20 protein-coding genes are annotated in these 13,012 nt (G+C 70.0%); 19 read left to right on the top strand and 1 reads right to left on the bottom strand.

What is annotated here, in order from left to right:
* Positions 1-77: 77 nt before the first annotated feature.
* The 5 genes from tuf (at position 78) to ABG090_RS11030 (ending at position 3,105) form a co-directional block, all read left to right on the top strand.
* On the top strand, positions 78-1,271 hold the full coding sequence (gene tuf, locus ABG090_RS11050; RefSeq protein WP_347754536.1) for an elongation factor Tu: 1,194 nt from the start codon (positions 78-80) through the stop codon (positions 1,269-1,271).
* Positions 1,272-1,393: 122 nt separating this feature from the next.
* The gene (locus ABG090_RS11045) at positions 1,394-1,819 is read left to right on the top strand and encodes a DUF1801 domain-containing protein (protein ID WP_347754535.1); all 426 of its coding nucleotides are present in this window, start codon (positions 1,394-1,396) and stop codon (positions 1,817-1,819) included.
* Positions 1,816-2,052 (top strand): hypothetical protein, encoded by a 237-nt coding sequence (locus tag ABG090_RS11040; protein WP_347754533.1) that lies wholly within the window; start codon positions 1,816-1,818, stop codon positions 2,050-2,052. The genes ABG090_RS11045 and ABG090_RS11040 overlap by 4 nt, the downstream gene beginning before the upstream one ends.
* A 126-nt stretch (positions 2,053-2,178) precedes the next feature.
* Positions 2,179-2,718 carry an OsmC family protein gene (locus tag ABG090_RS11035; RefSeq protein WP_347754532.1) on the top strand — a complete coding sequence of 180 codons (540 nt, stop codon included), beginning with the start codon at positions 2,179-2,181 and terminating at the stop codon, positions 2,716-2,718.
* 120 nt (positions 2,719-2,838) lie between these two features.
* The gene (locus ABG090_RS11030; RefSeq protein ID WP_347754530.1) at positions 2,839-3,105 is read left to right on the top strand and encodes a hypothetical protein; all 267 of its coding nucleotides are present in this window, start codon (positions 2,839-2,841) and stop codon (positions 3,103-3,105) included.
* A 7-nt stretch (positions 3,106-3,112) separates the two neighbouring features.
* On the opposite strand, the gene ABG090_RS11025 is transcribed toward ABG090_RS11030, so the two are convergent.
* Positions 3,113-3,868 carry an IclR family transcriptional regulator C-terminal domain-containing protein gene (locus ABG090_RS11025; RefSeq protein ID WP_347754529.1) on the bottom strand — a complete coding sequence of 252 codons (756 nt, stop codon included), beginning with the start codon at positions 3,866-3,868 and terminating at the stop codon, positions 3,113-3,115.
* Positions 3,869-3,995: 127 nt separating this feature from the next.
* Between ABG090_RS11025 and hutH the strand changes: the two genes are divergently transcribed.
* The 14 genes from hutH (at position 3,996) to rpsQ (ending at position 12,985) form a co-directional block, all read left to right on the top strand.
* Positions 3,996-5,561, top strand: a complete 1,566-nt coding sequence (gene hutH / locus ABG090_RS11020; RefSeq protein ID WP_347754528.1) for a histidine ammonia-lyase — start codon at positions 3,996-3,998, stop codon at positions 5,559-5,561.
* Complete coding sequence (gene hutI / locus ABG090_RS11015) at positions 5,561-6,787, top strand: imidazolonepropionase (RefSeq protein ID WP_347754526.1); 1,227 nt, start codon at positions 5,561-5,563, stop codon at positions 6,785-6,787. Before hutH ends, hutI begins: the two co-directional genes overlap by 1 nt.
* Before the next feature lie 87 nt (positions 6,788-6,874).
* On the top strand, positions 6,875-7,093 hold the full coding sequence (locus ABG090_RS11010) for an Rv0909 family putative TA system antitoxin (RefSeq protein WP_347754525.1): 219 nt from the start codon (positions 6,875-6,877) through the stop codon (positions 7,091-7,093).
* Between the two features lie 339 nt (positions 7,094-7,432).
* Positions 7,433-7,741 carry a 30S ribosomal protein S10 gene (gene rpsJ / locus ABG090_RS11005; protein WP_021010896.1) on the top strand — a complete coding sequence of 103 codons (309 nt, stop codon included), beginning with the start codon at positions 7,433-7,435 and terminating at the stop codon, positions 7,739-7,741.
* A gap of 8 nt (positions 7,742-7,749) precedes the next feature.
* Positions 7,750-8,400 (top strand): 50S ribosomal protein L3, encoded by a 651-nt coding sequence (gene rplC / locus ABG090_RS11000; RefSeq protein ID WP_347754524.1) that lies wholly within the window; start codon positions 7,750-7,752, stop codon positions 8,398-8,400.
* Positions 8,401-8,402: 2 nt separating this feature from the next.
* Positions 8,403-9,371: a 50S ribosomal protein L4 gene (rplD, locus tag ABG090_RS10995; protein ID WP_347754523.1), complete on the top strand. Its 969-nt coding sequence runs from the start codon at positions 8,403-8,405 to the stop codon at positions 9,369-9,371.
* A complete protein-coding gene (gene rplW, locus ABG090_RS10990; RefSeq protein ID WP_347754522.1) occupies positions 9,371-9,670 on the top strand; it encodes a 50S ribosomal protein L23 in 300 nt (99 codons plus the stop codon). The genes rplD and rplW overlap by 1 nt, the downstream gene beginning before the upstream one ends.
* Positions 9,671-9,689: 19 nt before the next feature.
* Positions 9,690-10,529, top strand: a complete 840-nt coding sequence (gene rplB / locus ABG090_RS10985) for a 50S ribosomal protein L2 (protein ID WP_347754521.1) — start codon at positions 9,690-9,692, stop codon at positions 10,527-10,529.
* A gap of 12 nt (positions 10,530-10,541) precedes the next feature.
* Positions 10,542-10,823 carry a 30S ribosomal protein S19 gene (gene rpsS, locus ABG090_RS10980; RefSeq protein WP_347754520.1) on the top strand — a complete coding sequence of 94 codons (282 nt, stop codon included), beginning with the start codon at positions 10,542-10,544 and terminating at the stop codon, positions 10,821-10,823.
* 27 nt (positions 10,824-10,850) lie between these two features.
* Positions 10,851-11,219, top strand: a complete 369-nt coding sequence (gene rplV / locus ABG090_RS10975; protein ID WP_347754519.1) for a 50S ribosomal protein L22 — start codon at positions 10,851-10,853, stop codon at positions 11,217-11,219.
* Positions 11,219-11,962 carry a 30S ribosomal protein S3 gene (rpsC, locus tag ABG090_RS10970; RefSeq protein ID WP_347754518.1) on the top strand — a complete coding sequence of 248 codons (744 nt, stop codon included), beginning with the start codon at positions 11,219-11,221 and terminating at the stop codon, positions 11,960-11,962. The genes rplV and rpsC overlap by 1 nt, the downstream gene beginning before the upstream one ends.
* Positions 11,962-12,381, top strand: coding sequence for a 50S ribosomal protein L16 (gene rplP, locus ABG090_RS10965; protein ID WP_240241222.1), 420 nt, complete (start codon positions 11,962-11,964; stop codon positions 12,379-12,381). The genes rpsC and rplP overlap by 1 nt, the downstream gene beginning before the upstream one ends.
* Entirely contained in the window at positions 12,381-12,698 is a 318-nt protein-coding gene (gene rpmC, locus ABG090_RS10960; RefSeq protein ID WP_347754517.1) for a 50S ribosomal protein L29, read from the top strand. Before rplP ends, rpmC begins: the two co-directional genes overlap by 1 nt.
* The gene (rpsQ, locus tag ABG090_RS10955) at positions 12,698-12,985 is read left to right on the top strand and encodes a 30S ribosomal protein S17 (RefSeq protein WP_347754516.1); all 288 of its coding nucleotides are present in this window, start codon (positions 12,698-12,700) and stop codon (positions 12,983-12,985) included. Before rpmC ends, rpsQ begins: the two co-directional genes overlap by 1 nt.
* Positions 12,986-13,012: the final 27 nt, after the last annotated feature.

Raw genomic sequence — 13,012 nt, 5'->3', positions numbered from 1 at the left:
ACGATAGATCAACACCACCCCGAAGGACCGTCGCAGTCGCGGCGGTGCACTCACGAGAACAGTCCTAGGAGGACACAGTGGCTAAGGCCAAGTTCGAGCGGACCAAGCCGCACGTCAACATCGGAACGATCGGTCACGTCGACCACGGCAAGACGACGCTGTCGGCTGCCATCTCGAAGGTCCTTGCTGACAAGTACCCGTCGGCGACCAACGTGCAGCGCGACTTCGCGACCATCGACTCCGCTCCCGAGGAGCGCCAGCGCGGCATCACGATCAACATCTCGCACATCGAGTACGAGACGCCGAAGCGCCACTACGCGCACGTCGACGCCCCCGGTCACGCTGACTACATCAAGAACATGATCACGGGTGCGGCCCAGATGGACGGCGCGATCCTCGTGGTCGCCGCCACCGACGGCCCCATGGCGCAGACGCGCGAGCACGTGCTGCTCGCGAAGCAGGTCGGCGTTCCCTACCTGATGGTCGCGCTCAACAAGTCCGACATGGTCGAGGACGAGGAGATCCTGGAGCTCGTCGAGCTCGAGGTTCGCGAGCTGCTCTCGAGCCAGGACTTCGACGGCGACAACGCTCCCGTCATCCGCGTCTCGGCGCTGAAGGCGCTCGAGGGCGAAGAGAAGTGGGTCGACGCGGTCCTCGAGCTCATGCAGGCCGCTGACGACCACATCCCGGACCCGGTCCGCGACCGCGACAAGCCGTTCCTCATGCCGATCGAGGACGTCTTCACGATCACCGGCCGTGGCACGGTCGTCACGGGCCGCGCCGAGCGCGGCACGCTCGCGATCAACTCGGAGGTCGAGATCGTCGGCATCCGTGCGACGCAGAAGACCACCGTCACCGGTATCGAGATGTTCCACAAGCAGCTCGACGAGGCATGGGCCGGCGAGAACTGTGGTCTGCTCCTCCGCGGCACCAAGCGCGAGGACGTCGAGCGCGGCCAGGTCGTCGTGAAGCCGGGCTCGGTCACGCCGCACACGAACTTCGAGGGCACGGCGTACATCCTCGCCAAGGACGAGGGTGGCCGTCACAACCCGTTCTTCACGAACTACCGCCCGCAGTTCTACTTCCGCACCACCGACGTCACCGGCGTCATCTCGCTGCCCGAGGGCACCGAGATGGTCATGCCCGGCGACACCACCGACATGTCGGTCGAGCTGATCCAGCCGATCGCCATGGAGGAGGGCCTCGGCTTCGCCATCCGTGAGGGTGGCCGCACCGTCGGCGCCGGCACGGTCACGAAGATCGTCAAGTAGTCAGCTGACTGCACTGGAAGGGCCCCGCTTCGGCGGGGCCCTTTCTGCATGCGCGGGAGCCCCCGCCCCCGCCCCAGCCGTGCGCCGCGCCGACCACGCACGCGAGGGTGCATCATGGGTGCATGGCCGAGGCGAAGACCAGACCGACCGACGCGGATGTCGACGCGTTCATCGACGCGGCGCAGCCCGCGCAGCGCGCGGTCGACGGGCGGCGCCTGCTGCAGATCATGCGCGAGGAGACCGGTGAGGAGCCGGTGCTCTGGGGCCCGTCGATCGTCGGCTTCGGCAGCTTCCACTACGTCTCGCCCTCGAAGACGTCGCGCACGGAGGGGGAGTGGCCGAAGGTCGGCTTCTCGCCCCGCAAGGGCGCCCTCTCGCTCTACGGGCTGAAGGATTCGCCTGCAGGTGCCGCACTGCTGCCCCGGCTCGGCTCGTACACCGAGGGCGCCGGGTGCGTCTACGTCAAGCGGCTCGAGCAGATCGACGAAGCGGTGCTGCGGCAGCTGATCCAGATCGCGAGCGCTCGCTCGGACGACCCGGCCCGATGACCGATCCCGTCGGTGCGGTCGGGGCGATCCTGCTGCTCGTGGGCGCCGGCTTCAGCCTGCTCGTCTGGCCCGCCTTCCTGCGCCGAGTGGCGGACGACGAGCGCGCGCGGGATGCGCACGGCAGGCCGACGCGCTTCCTGACGGTGCACGTGACCCTGGTCTCGGTGGCGCTCATCATCGCCGTCGCGCAGCTGGTGGTCGGCGTCTGGTGGCTGATCGACGGCCTGCTCTGACGCCTGCGTCCCGCGCCACGACACCGCATGACGCCCCGTGACGCCGCGCGTCGCCGCGTGACGCGGCACCCTGCGGGATCGGCGATGCGGCTCATAGCGTGATGACTCCGACCGACAGGAGCCATCATGACCATCACCGCAGCACCCGCCATCCGCATCACCGACGCGGAGCGCGCCGAGCGGCTGACCGCCGCAGAGCATGCGTGGGGCGAGCGCCTCGCGGCCGACGTGTCGCACGCCAGCCTCGTCTTCACCGCCGCCGGCACTGCCGAGGGAGCCGTCGCCACGCGCGTGCGCGCCGGTCGGCACGAGTTCGTCATCGACGAGCCCGCGGGTCTCGCGGGCGACGACGCGGGCGCGAGCCCCGTGGAGCTCGCGCTCGGAGCGCTGCTCGGGTGCCAGACCGTGGTCTACCGGCTCTACGCGCAGCGGCTGGGCCTGACGATCGACCGACTGGCGCTGCGCGCGGAGGGCGACCTCGACGTGCGCGGGCTGTTCGGCGCCGATGACGTGCGGCCCGGATTCCGAGGCGTCCGCATCGTCGTCGACATCGACGGGCCCGACGAGCGGGCGCGCTACGAGGAGCTCCGCCGCGTGGTCGATGCGCACTGCCCGGTGCACGACCTGTTCTCGAACGCCACCCCGATCGAGACGCGGCTCGGCTGACGCCGACCAGCGTGCCACTGCGTGCGCCGCCGCGGGATCGCGGCGTTGCCGATCGAGCGCCGGCATGATGTGCTGGCGGTGGGCGGCGCACCGGCCGCCCGACGAGCACGGAGGTGGGAGATGGCGAACGCTGAGCCGCCGGTGGACGATCGTCGCGACGACGACGGGCCCGACGTCGAGCTGCCGGGGATCGATGTCGATGGCAGCCAGAACTTCGTCGACGACGCGACCGGCGCGTCCTACGAGGAGCAGGCCGATCGCGCGCAGGACGTGATCGATCGGGCGCACGCGATGGCGCAGCCGGAGTTCGAGCCGGACGACGCCTCCGCGGCGGCGCTGGCTGCCTCGGAGCCGCAGGGGCCCGACGCAGACGAACGACCGGTCTGACCGTGCATCAGCCGCCGCCGAGCCGCTGTGTGAGCTCGGCGGCGGCTGCTGCGCACTGGGCGCCGAGCGACTCCCAGTCGGCGGGGTCGAGGGCCGCCTGCCGGAATGTCAGGCCGACGGCCGCGGCGGGGTAGCCGGCCGCGTCGCGCGCCGCGGCGGCGACGGAGCCGTAGGAGGCATCGACCTCACCGTCCTCGCGTGCCCAGCCGCGCCGCCGCACCCCCGCGAGCAGGGTCGTGAGCGCAGCGCGGGTCGCGGGCCGCTCGCCCGCCAGGTCGCGATCGTGGGGGATCAGGGCACGCACCTGCTCGGCGCTGAGCGCGGCGAGCATCGCCCTGCCGGTCGCCGTGCGCACCGCTGGCAGCCGCACCCCGACACTGGATACGGTCGCCGGCGACCTGGGCTGCTCGCCGCGGCCGGCGTAGGCGACGTCGCGACCGGCCAGCACCGCGAGGTGGCTCGTCGTCGGCACCCGAGCGCCACGCACGAGACGGTCGAGGATCGGCTGCGCGAGCAGCTGGAGCCGGGTCGCGGCAGCGACGCGCGAACCGATCTGCTGCACGCGGGCGCTCGGACCCCAGGCGCCGAGCTCCGGGTAGTGCACGAGGAAGCCCTCATCGCGCATCACCTGCAGCAGCTGGTAGGTGCTGGAGCGCGGCAGGTCGAGGGTGCGCGCGATGGTCGCGGCCCGCACCGGGCCCGTCTGCTCCGCCAGCAGCGCGAGCACGCGGAGCGCGCCGCGCGCCGCCGGCATCCTGGGCATCCCCATCACTCGTCCTCTCGGCCACGATCGAGGCGGCACGCGTCGAGCCGGCCGTCGGTCTGAGATCTCAGACACCAGTGTGGTGCACGCCGATGCGGCGCGCTGGCCGGACCGGTGGAATGGGGCCATGCCAGTGGTCATCGGAGACGCCCCCCTCACCCGACACGAGGTCGTGCAGGTCGCGCGCTTCGATGCCGCCGTCGAGCTGAGCGCAGCCGCGCTCACGCACATCGACGCCGCGCGCGCGGTCATCGACGACCTGGCGGCCGACCCTCGGCCGCACTACGGGATCTCGACCGGCTTCGGGGCGCTCGCCAACACCGCGATCGCACCGGAGGACCGCACGCGCCTGCAGCAGTCGCTCATCCGCTCGCACGCCGCCTCGAGCGGCGAAGCAGTGGAGCGCGAGGTCGTGCGCGGCCTCATGCTGCTGCGGCTGCAGACGCTCGCCACGGGACGCACCGGCATCCGGCGCGCGACGGCAGCGCTCTACGCGGGCATGCTCAACGCCGGCATCACGCCGGTCATCGGCGAGTACGGCTCGCTCGGCTGCTCCGGCGACCTCGCGCCCCTGTCGCACGTCGCGCTCGCAGCTATGGGCGAGGGCGTGGTGGAGATCGATGGCGAGACGATGGACGCAGCGGCCGCACTCGATCGCGCCGGCCTCGCGCCGGTGACGCTGGCCGAGAAGGAGGGCCTCGCGCTCGTCAACGGCACCGACGGCATGCTCGCGATGCTGTGCCTCGCACTCGCCGACCTCGACAAGCTGCTGGACACGGCCGACCTCACGGCGGCCATGAGCGTCGAGGGGCTGCTGGGCACGGACGCGCCGTTCGCCGAGGAGCTCATGGCGCTGCGCCCCCACCCGGGTCAGCTGGCGAGCGCACGGAACATCGCCGCGCTGCTCGCGGGCAGTCCCATCGTGGCGAGCCACAAGGGCCCGGAGGACACGCGCGTGCAGGACGCGTACTCGCTGCGGTGCGCACCGCAGGTGCACGGCACCGCACGCGACACCGCCGCCCATGCGGCGCGCGTGGCCGAGATCGAGCTGGCCAGCGCGATCGACAACCCCGTGGTGCTGCCCGATGGGCGTGTGGTCTCGAACGGCAACTTCCACGGCGCTCCGGTCGCGGCGGCGCTCGACTTCCTCGCCATCTCGATCGCCGACGTGGCCTCCATGAGCGAGCGCCGCAGCGACCGCTTCCTCGACCCCGCGCGCTCGTTCGGGCTCCCGCCGTTCCTCGCCGGCGACCCCGGCGTCGACTCCGGGTTGATGATCGCGCAGTACACCCAGGCTGGGATCGTCTCCGAGCTGAAGCGCCTTGCCGCCCCGGCGTCGGTCGACTCGATCCCCTCCAGCGCCATGCAGGAGGATCACGTCTCGATGGGCTGGGGCGCGGCGCGCAAGCTGAGGCGTGCAGTCGACGGGCTCGGACGGGTGCTCGCGATCGAGCTGATGACCGCCTCCCGCGGCATCGAGCTGCGCGAGCAGTCGGCTGGGCCGCGCACCGGACGCGTCATCGAGGCGCTGCGGCAGTTGGTGCCCGGCGTCGGCCCCGACCGGTTCCTCGCCCGCGACATCGAGGCAGCGGTCACGTTCACCGTCGGAGGCGGAGCGCTGCTCGCGGCGGACCTGCTCGAGCACGCCGACGCGTGGCAGCCCGGCGCGCACGCGGCATCGGCGGGTGCCTGATGGCAACGCTCATCACCGGCATCGGTGAGCTCACCACCAATGACGACGCGCTCGGTCGCCTGCACGCTGCGGCGCTCGTCGTGGACGGGCCCGAGATCGTGTGGGTGGGCGAGGCGGCCGCGGCCCCGGCCGCCGACGAGCGCGTGGATGTCGACGGACGCGCCGTGCTGCCCGGCTGGGTCGACAGCCACACCCACCTGGTGTTCGCAGGCGATCGCACCGCGGAGTTCGAGTCGCGCATGGCGGGGCAGGCGTATGCCGCCGGCGGCATCGGCGTGACCGTGGCAGCCACGCGCGCCGCGACCGACGAGCAGCTGGCCGACAACCTCGACCGGCTGGCCGACGAGATGCTGCGCGGCGGCACCACCGCGTTCGAGACCAAGACGGGCTACGGGCTCACGGTGGCCGACGAGCTGCGCAGTGCGCGCATCGCCGGAGTGCGCGCGGACTCCGTCACCTTCCTCGGCGCGCACCTCGTGCCAGAGGGCTCAGCACCGGATGCCTACGTCGACCTGGTCGCCGGGGAGATGCTCGACGCGGTCTCCCCGCACGCCGACGCGATCGATGTCTTCTGCGAGCGCGGCGCCTTCGACGAGGCGCAGTCGCGCCGGGTGCTCGAGGCCGGGCGTGCCGCAGGGCTCGCCGTGCGCGTGCACGGCAACCAGCTGGGCCAGGGACCCGGGGTGCGGCTCGCCGTCGAGCTCGGCGCCGCGAGCGTCGACCACGTGGCCTTCCTCACAGACGATGAGGTGGGGATGCTCGCGGGCTCCTGGCGGCGCGCGCCGGGCTCGCCCGCCGGCGCCGTCGGTCGCCGTGGCACGGTCGCCACGGTGCTGCCGGCGTGCGATCTGTCGACGCGCATGCCGCTGGCACCCGCCAGGCGGCTCGTCGACGCCGGTGCCGTGCTCGCGATCGCGACGAACTGCAACCCGGGGACGAGCTACACCACCTCGATGGCCTTCTGCGTCGCGACCGCGGTGCTGCAGATGGGCCTCACCGTCGAGGAGGCGGTGCGCGCGGCGACGCTGGGCGGCGCCGTGGCGCTGCAGCGGGAGGAGGCGACCATCGACCGCGCCGGGAACCCGCGACTGCCGCTGGGCCGCATCCGACCCGGCGCGCGGGCCGACCTGCAGGTGCTCGCAGCGCCGTCGATCACGCACCTCGCCTACCGACCGGGAGTGCCGCTCACTGCCGCCGTCTGGCAGGCAGGACGCCGCGTCGTCTGACCGGTCACCGGTAGCGGGCGTGGTGCGCGTGTGCTTTGGTGGCCACGAGCGCCGCGGTCCGCGCGGCACCGACGGAAGGAATGCCGCATGGGCTTCGACGATCTCGTCAACAAGGGCAAGGACGCGCTGAACAGCGAGCAGGGCGAGCAGCACAGCGACCAGGCCATCCAGGCTGGCGGTGACGGCTTCGACAAGGTGACCGGCGGCAAGTTCGCCGAGCACACCGACCGCGCGCAGGAGCACGCCGATGGCTTCGTCGGCCAGCAGGACGCGCGCGACGCGCAGGACGCGCAGGACCACCACTAGCAGCTGCGCGAGCGGGGGCGGGGCGAGCGTCCCGCCCCCGCCGTCCCGCGCATGACCGGCGCGACACGCCCGGGTTGCACGGACATCCGCTTCCGTGCGAGAATCGTGAGGTTGCAAACGCGACGGTTCACGTCGCTCACTGCTCTGGCTGTGCACAGGTCGATCTCGATCCTGGGCCGCGGGCAGCTCCAACAGGAACTTCGCCGAAGTCGAGCATGGCACTGCCGTGCGCGACAGCGGCGCGCGCCCCTTGCGGGCATTGACAGAAGAACAGCGGTGCACTCGAGAGTGCGTTGCGAGCAGCCCAGAACAGCTGCGTCGACAGGAAGAGAGTCAGCCATGGCGGGACAGAAGATCCGCATCCGACTGAAGTCGTACGACCACGAGGTCATCGACTCGTCGGCGCGCAAGATCGTCGACACCGTGACCCGTGCGGGCGCGACGGTAGTGGGCCCCGTGCCGCTGCCGACCGAGAAGAACGTGGTCGTGGTGATCCGGTCACCTCACAAGTACAAGGACAGCCGCGAGCACTTCGAGAAGCGCACGCACAAGCGACTCATCGACATCATCGACCCGACGCCGAAGGCAGTCGACTCGCTCATGCGCCTCGACCTGCCCGCTGACGTCAACATCGAGATCAAGCTTTAAGGAACGCCATGTCGAAGATCACGACGACTCGCGGCCTGCTCGGCAAGAAGCTCGGGATGACCCAGGTGTGGGATGAGCAGAACAAGCTCGTCCCCGTCACGGTGCTCGAGATCACGCCGAACGTGGTCACGCAGATCCGCACGCCCGAGAAGGACGGCTACGCAGCCATCCAGATCGCCGCCGGCCAGATCGACCCGCGCAAGGTCACCAAGCCTGCCGCCGGTCACTTCGACGCCGCTGGCGTCACGCCGCGCCGCCACCTCACCGAGGTGCGCACCGACAACGCCGCTGAGTACGAGCTCGGCCAGGAGCTGGCAGTCGACCTGTTCGCCGCCGGTCAGAAGGTCGACGTCGTCGGCACCTCCAAGGGCAAGGGCTTCGCCGGTGTCATGAAGCGCCACAACTTCGCTGGCGTCTCGGCATCGCACGGTGCCCACCGCAACCACCGCAAGCCCGGCTCCATCGGTGCCTCGGCCACGCCCAGCCGCGTCTTCCGCGGCAAGCGCATGCCGGGTCGCATGGGCACGGACCGCGTGTCGGTGCTGAACCTCACGATCCACGCCGTCGACGCCGAGCAGGGACTCATGCTCGTCAAGGGAGCCGTTCCCGGCGCCCGTGGTCGTCTCGTGTACGTCCGCAACGCTGTGAAGGGAGCCTGAGCATGACTGCACAGGTCGCCATCGTCGACGCCAAGGGCGAGCAGGCAGGCTCGGTCGAGCTGCCCGCGAGCATCTTCGACGTCCAGACGAACGTTCCGCTGATCCACCAGGTGGTCGTCGCGCAGCTCGCTGCCGCACGCCAGGGCACGCACTCGACCAAGGGTCGCGGCGAGGTCTCCGGCTCCGGTGCGAAGCCGTTCAAGCAGAAGGGCACGGGCCGCGCCCGTCAGGGCTCGATCCGGATGCCGCAGCACCGCGGCGGTGGCATCGTCCACGGCCCGACGCCGCGCGACTACTCGCAGCGCACCCCCAAGAAGATGATCGCCGCAGCACTCCTCGGCGCACTCTCGGACCGCGCACGCGGTGGCCACCTGCACGTGATCTCGGCGTTCTCGTCCGAGGCGCCCAGCACCCGCACGGCCGTCGACACCTTCGCGGCGCTCGGCGTCGTGAAGAACGTGCTGCTGGTGCTGGACCGCTCCGAGGAGACCGCGTTCCTGTCGGTGCGCAACCTCGCAGAGGTCCACGTGCTCCCCTGGGACCAGCTCAACGCCTACGACGTGCTCGTGAGCGACGACATCGTCTTCTCGACGACCGCCTTCGAGGCGTTCGTCGCCGCGAAGACCGGGTCGTCGGTCGAGGTCGCCGCCGCAGCCCCCAAGGGTGCCGCGAAGGCCGCCAAGACCGAGCAGCCTGCCGCTGCGCCGGCTGAGACCGCCGACGAGGCACCGGCCGCTGCCGCTGCCGACTTCGGACCGGGCTCGCACGCCCCGCTCGAGGACGGCTCGGCTCCCGAGGGCTTCGAGATCAAGGGCAACGCCAGCTCGAAGAAGTACCACCGCCCCGAGGGCCGCTGGTACGCGCAGACCGAGGCCGAGGTGTGGTTCCGCGACGCCGAGGCCGCTGAGGCCGCAGGCTTCGTCGAGGCCGGCAAGGCCGCGAAGGCCGACAAGGCAGAGAAGGACAACTGATGAGCGGCTACAACAAGGACCCGCGCGACGTCATCATCCGACCGATCGTGTCGGAGAAGAGCTACGCGCTCATCGACATGGGCAGCTACACCTTCGAGGTCGATCCCCGCGCCTCGAAGACCGAGATCAAGCTCGCGATCGAGAAGATCTTCGGCGTCAAGGTGGAGCGCGTCAACACCCTCAATCGCGTCGGCAAGACGCGCCGCACCCGCTTCGGCACTGGCAAGCGCAAGGACACCAAGCGCGCCATCGTGAAGCTGAAGTCCGGTTCGATCGACATCTTCACGGCTGTCGGCTGAGGACTGAAGGAACGAGAACATGGCTATTCGCAAGTACAAGCCGACGACCCCGGGTCGTCGAGGCTCGTCCGTCGCAGACTTCGCTGAGATCACCCGATCGACGCCCGAGAAGTCGCTGCTTCGCCCGCTGCCGAAGACCGGCGGCCGCAACAACACCGGACGCATCACGACGCGTCACATCGGTGGCGGTCACAAGCGCCAGTACCGCGTCATCGACTTCCGTCGCAATGACAAGGACGGCGTGAACGCCCGCGTCGCGCACATCGAGTACGACCCCAACCGCACGGCGCGCATCGCGCTGCTGCACTTCGAGGACGGCACGAAGCGCTACATCCTGGCTCCGACCAAGCTCGGTCAGGGCGACGTGGTGGAGTCCGGTGCAGGCGCCGACATCAAGCCCGGCAACAACCTGCCGATGCGCAACATCCCCACCGGTACGGTGATCCACGCTGTGGAGCTCCGCCCCGGCGGCGGTGCCAAGATGGCCCGCTCGGCTGGCGCCTCGGTGCGTCTGGTGGCGAAGGATGGCCCCTACGTGCAGCTGCGTCTGCCGTCGGGCGAGATCCGCAACGTCGATGCGCGCTGCCGCGCCACGATCGGCGAGGTCGGCAACGCCGAGCAGTCGAACATCAACTGGGGCAAGGCCGGCCGCAAGCGCTGGAAGGGCGTCCGCCCGACGGTCCGTGGTGTCGCGATGAACCCGGTCGACCACCCGCACGGTGGTGGCGAGGGCAAGACGAGCGGTGGCCGCCACCCCGTCAGCCCGTGGGGTCAGGCCGAGGGTCGCACCCGCCGCCCCAACAAGCCGAGTGACAAGCTCATCGTCCGTCGCCGTTCGACCGGCAAGAAGAAGCGCTAGTAGGAGAGTCCGATGCCCCGCAGCCTCAAGAAGGGTCCGTTCGTCGACGACCACCTCCTCACCAAGGTGGTTCGGCAGAACGAGGCCAAGAGCAAGAACGTCATCAAGACGTGGTCGCGCCGTTCGATGATCGTCCCGGCCATGCTTGGCCACACGATCGCCGTTCACGACGGTCGCAAGCACATCCCGGTCTTCGTCACTGAGACGATGGTCGGTCACAAGCTGGGCGAGTTCGCGCCCACCCGCACCTTCCGTGGACACGTGAAGGACGACAAGAAGGGCCGTCGCCGCTAAGCGCGGTGACGGAAGAAGGAGAAGGCAATGGTTGAGTCGATCGCTCGCGTTCGTCACATCCGCGTGACCCCTCAGAAGGCCCGCCGCGTCGTCGACATGATCCGCGGCAAGCAGGCCGAAGAGGCCCTCGCGATCCTGAAGTTCGCCCCGCAGGGCGCCTCGGAGCCCGTGTACAAGCTCGTCGCCTCGGCGGTGGCCAACGCTCGGGTCAAGGCTGACGCTGCGAACGAGTTCCTCGACGAGCAGGACCTGTACGTGTCCCGCGTCTTCGTCGATGAGGGCACCACGCTCAAGCGATTCCGCCCGCGTGCACAGGGTCGCGCATTCCGCATCAACAAGCGGACGAGCCACATCACCGTCGTGCTCGCGACGCCGACCACGGAGGACGAGAAGTAATGGGACAGAAGGTCAACCCGTACGGCTTCCGCCTCGGCATCACCACCGACCACGTGTCGCGTTGGTTCGCCGAGTCGACGAAGCCGGGCCAGCGCTACGCCGACTACGTGGCTGAGGACATCCGCATCCGCAAGATGCTGACGACCAGCCTCGACCGCGCCGGCGTCGCCCGCATCGAGATCGAGCGCACCAAGGACCGCGTCCGCGTCGACATCCACACCGCCCGCCCGGGCATCGTGATCGGTCGCCGCGGCGCCGAGGCAGAGCGCATCCGCGCCGACCTCGAGAAGCTCACCGGCAAGCAGATCCAGCTGAACATCCTCGAGGTCAAGAACCCCGAGGGCTCGGCGCAGCTCGTCGCGCAGGGCATCGCCGAGCAGCTCAGCGCTCGTGTGGCATTCCGCCGCGCGATGCGCAAGGGCCTGCAGTCGGCGCAGCGCGCCGGCGCCAAGGGCGTCAAGATCAAGGTCTCCGGCCGCCTCGGCGGCGCCGAGATGAGCCGCAGCGAGCAGTACCGCGAGGGCCGCGTGCCCCTGCACACGCTCCGCTCGAACATCGACTACGGCTTCTACGAGGCCAAGACGACCTTCGGTCGCATCGGCGTGAAGGTCTGGATCTACAACGGTGAGCTCACCAACCGCGAGCTCGCCCGCGAGCAGGCGAACCAGAAGTCGCCGCAGCGCGAGCGTCGTGGACCCCGTCGTGACGCAGCTCCGGCTGCAGCAGGAGCAGAGGCGAAGTAATGCTTATTCCCCGTCGAGTCAAGCACCGCAAGCAGCACCACCCGAAGCGTCGTGGCCAGGCCACCGGCGGCACGGCAGTGTCCTTCGGTGACTACGGCATCCAGGCCCTGACGCCTGCGTATGTCACGAACCGCCAGATCGAGGCCGCACGTATCGCCATGACGCGTCACATCAAGCGTGGCGGCAAGGTGTGGATCAACATCTACCCCGACCGTCCGCTGACGAAGAAGCCTGCCGAGACCCGCATGGGTTCCGGCAAGGGCTCGCCCGAGTGGTGGGTCGCGAACGTCAAGCCGGGCCGCGTCCTGTTCGAGGTCGCCGGTGTCGAAGAGGAGCTCGCGCGTGAGGCGATGACGCGAGCCATTCACAAGCTGCCGCTCAAGGCACGCATCATCAAGCGCGAGGAGGCTGACGCATAATGGCGATCGGTTCCAAGGAGCTCATGCCCGCCGAGCTCGCCACCCTCGATGACGAACGACTCGTCGTCGAGCTGAAGCGGGCCAAGGAAGAGCTGTTCAACCTGCGCTTCCAGTCGGCCACCGGCCAGCTGGATTCGCACGGCCGCCTCCGGGCTGTGAAGCGCGACATCGCGCGGCTGTACACCGTGATCCGTGAGCGCGAGCTCGGCATCAGCGCCTCCCCGGCGCCCGTCGAGAAGCCTGCGGACAAGAAGAAGTCGAAGAAGGCCGACGAGGCCCAGGCTTCTGAGAATGACCAGAAGGCTGAGGACAACTGATGGCTACCACCGAGCAGCAGGGGGACGAGAGCGTCCAGCGCGGCTACCGCAAGTCGCGCATCGGCTTCGTCACCTCCGACAAGATGGACAAGACCGTCGTCGTCGAGGTCGAGGACCGCGTGAAGCACCCGCTGTACGGCAAGGTGCTGCGCAAGTCCTCGAAGGTGAAGGCGCACGATGAGCAGAACGCCGCCGGCATCGGCGACCGCGTCCTGATCGCAGAGACCCGTCCGACGTCCGCCACCAAGCGGTGGCGCGTCGTCGAGATCCTCGAGAAGGCCAAGTAGGCCTCGGCCTCGAAGGAGATCAAGACA

This window comes from Agrococcus sp. ProA11, from assembly GCF_039880525.1.
Classification (GTDB): domain Bacteria; phylum Actinomycetota; class Actinomycetes; order Actinomycetales; family Microbacteriaceae; genus Agrococcus; species Agrococcus chionoecetis.
This window is presented reverse-complemented; position numbering and strand designations above follow the sequence as displayed.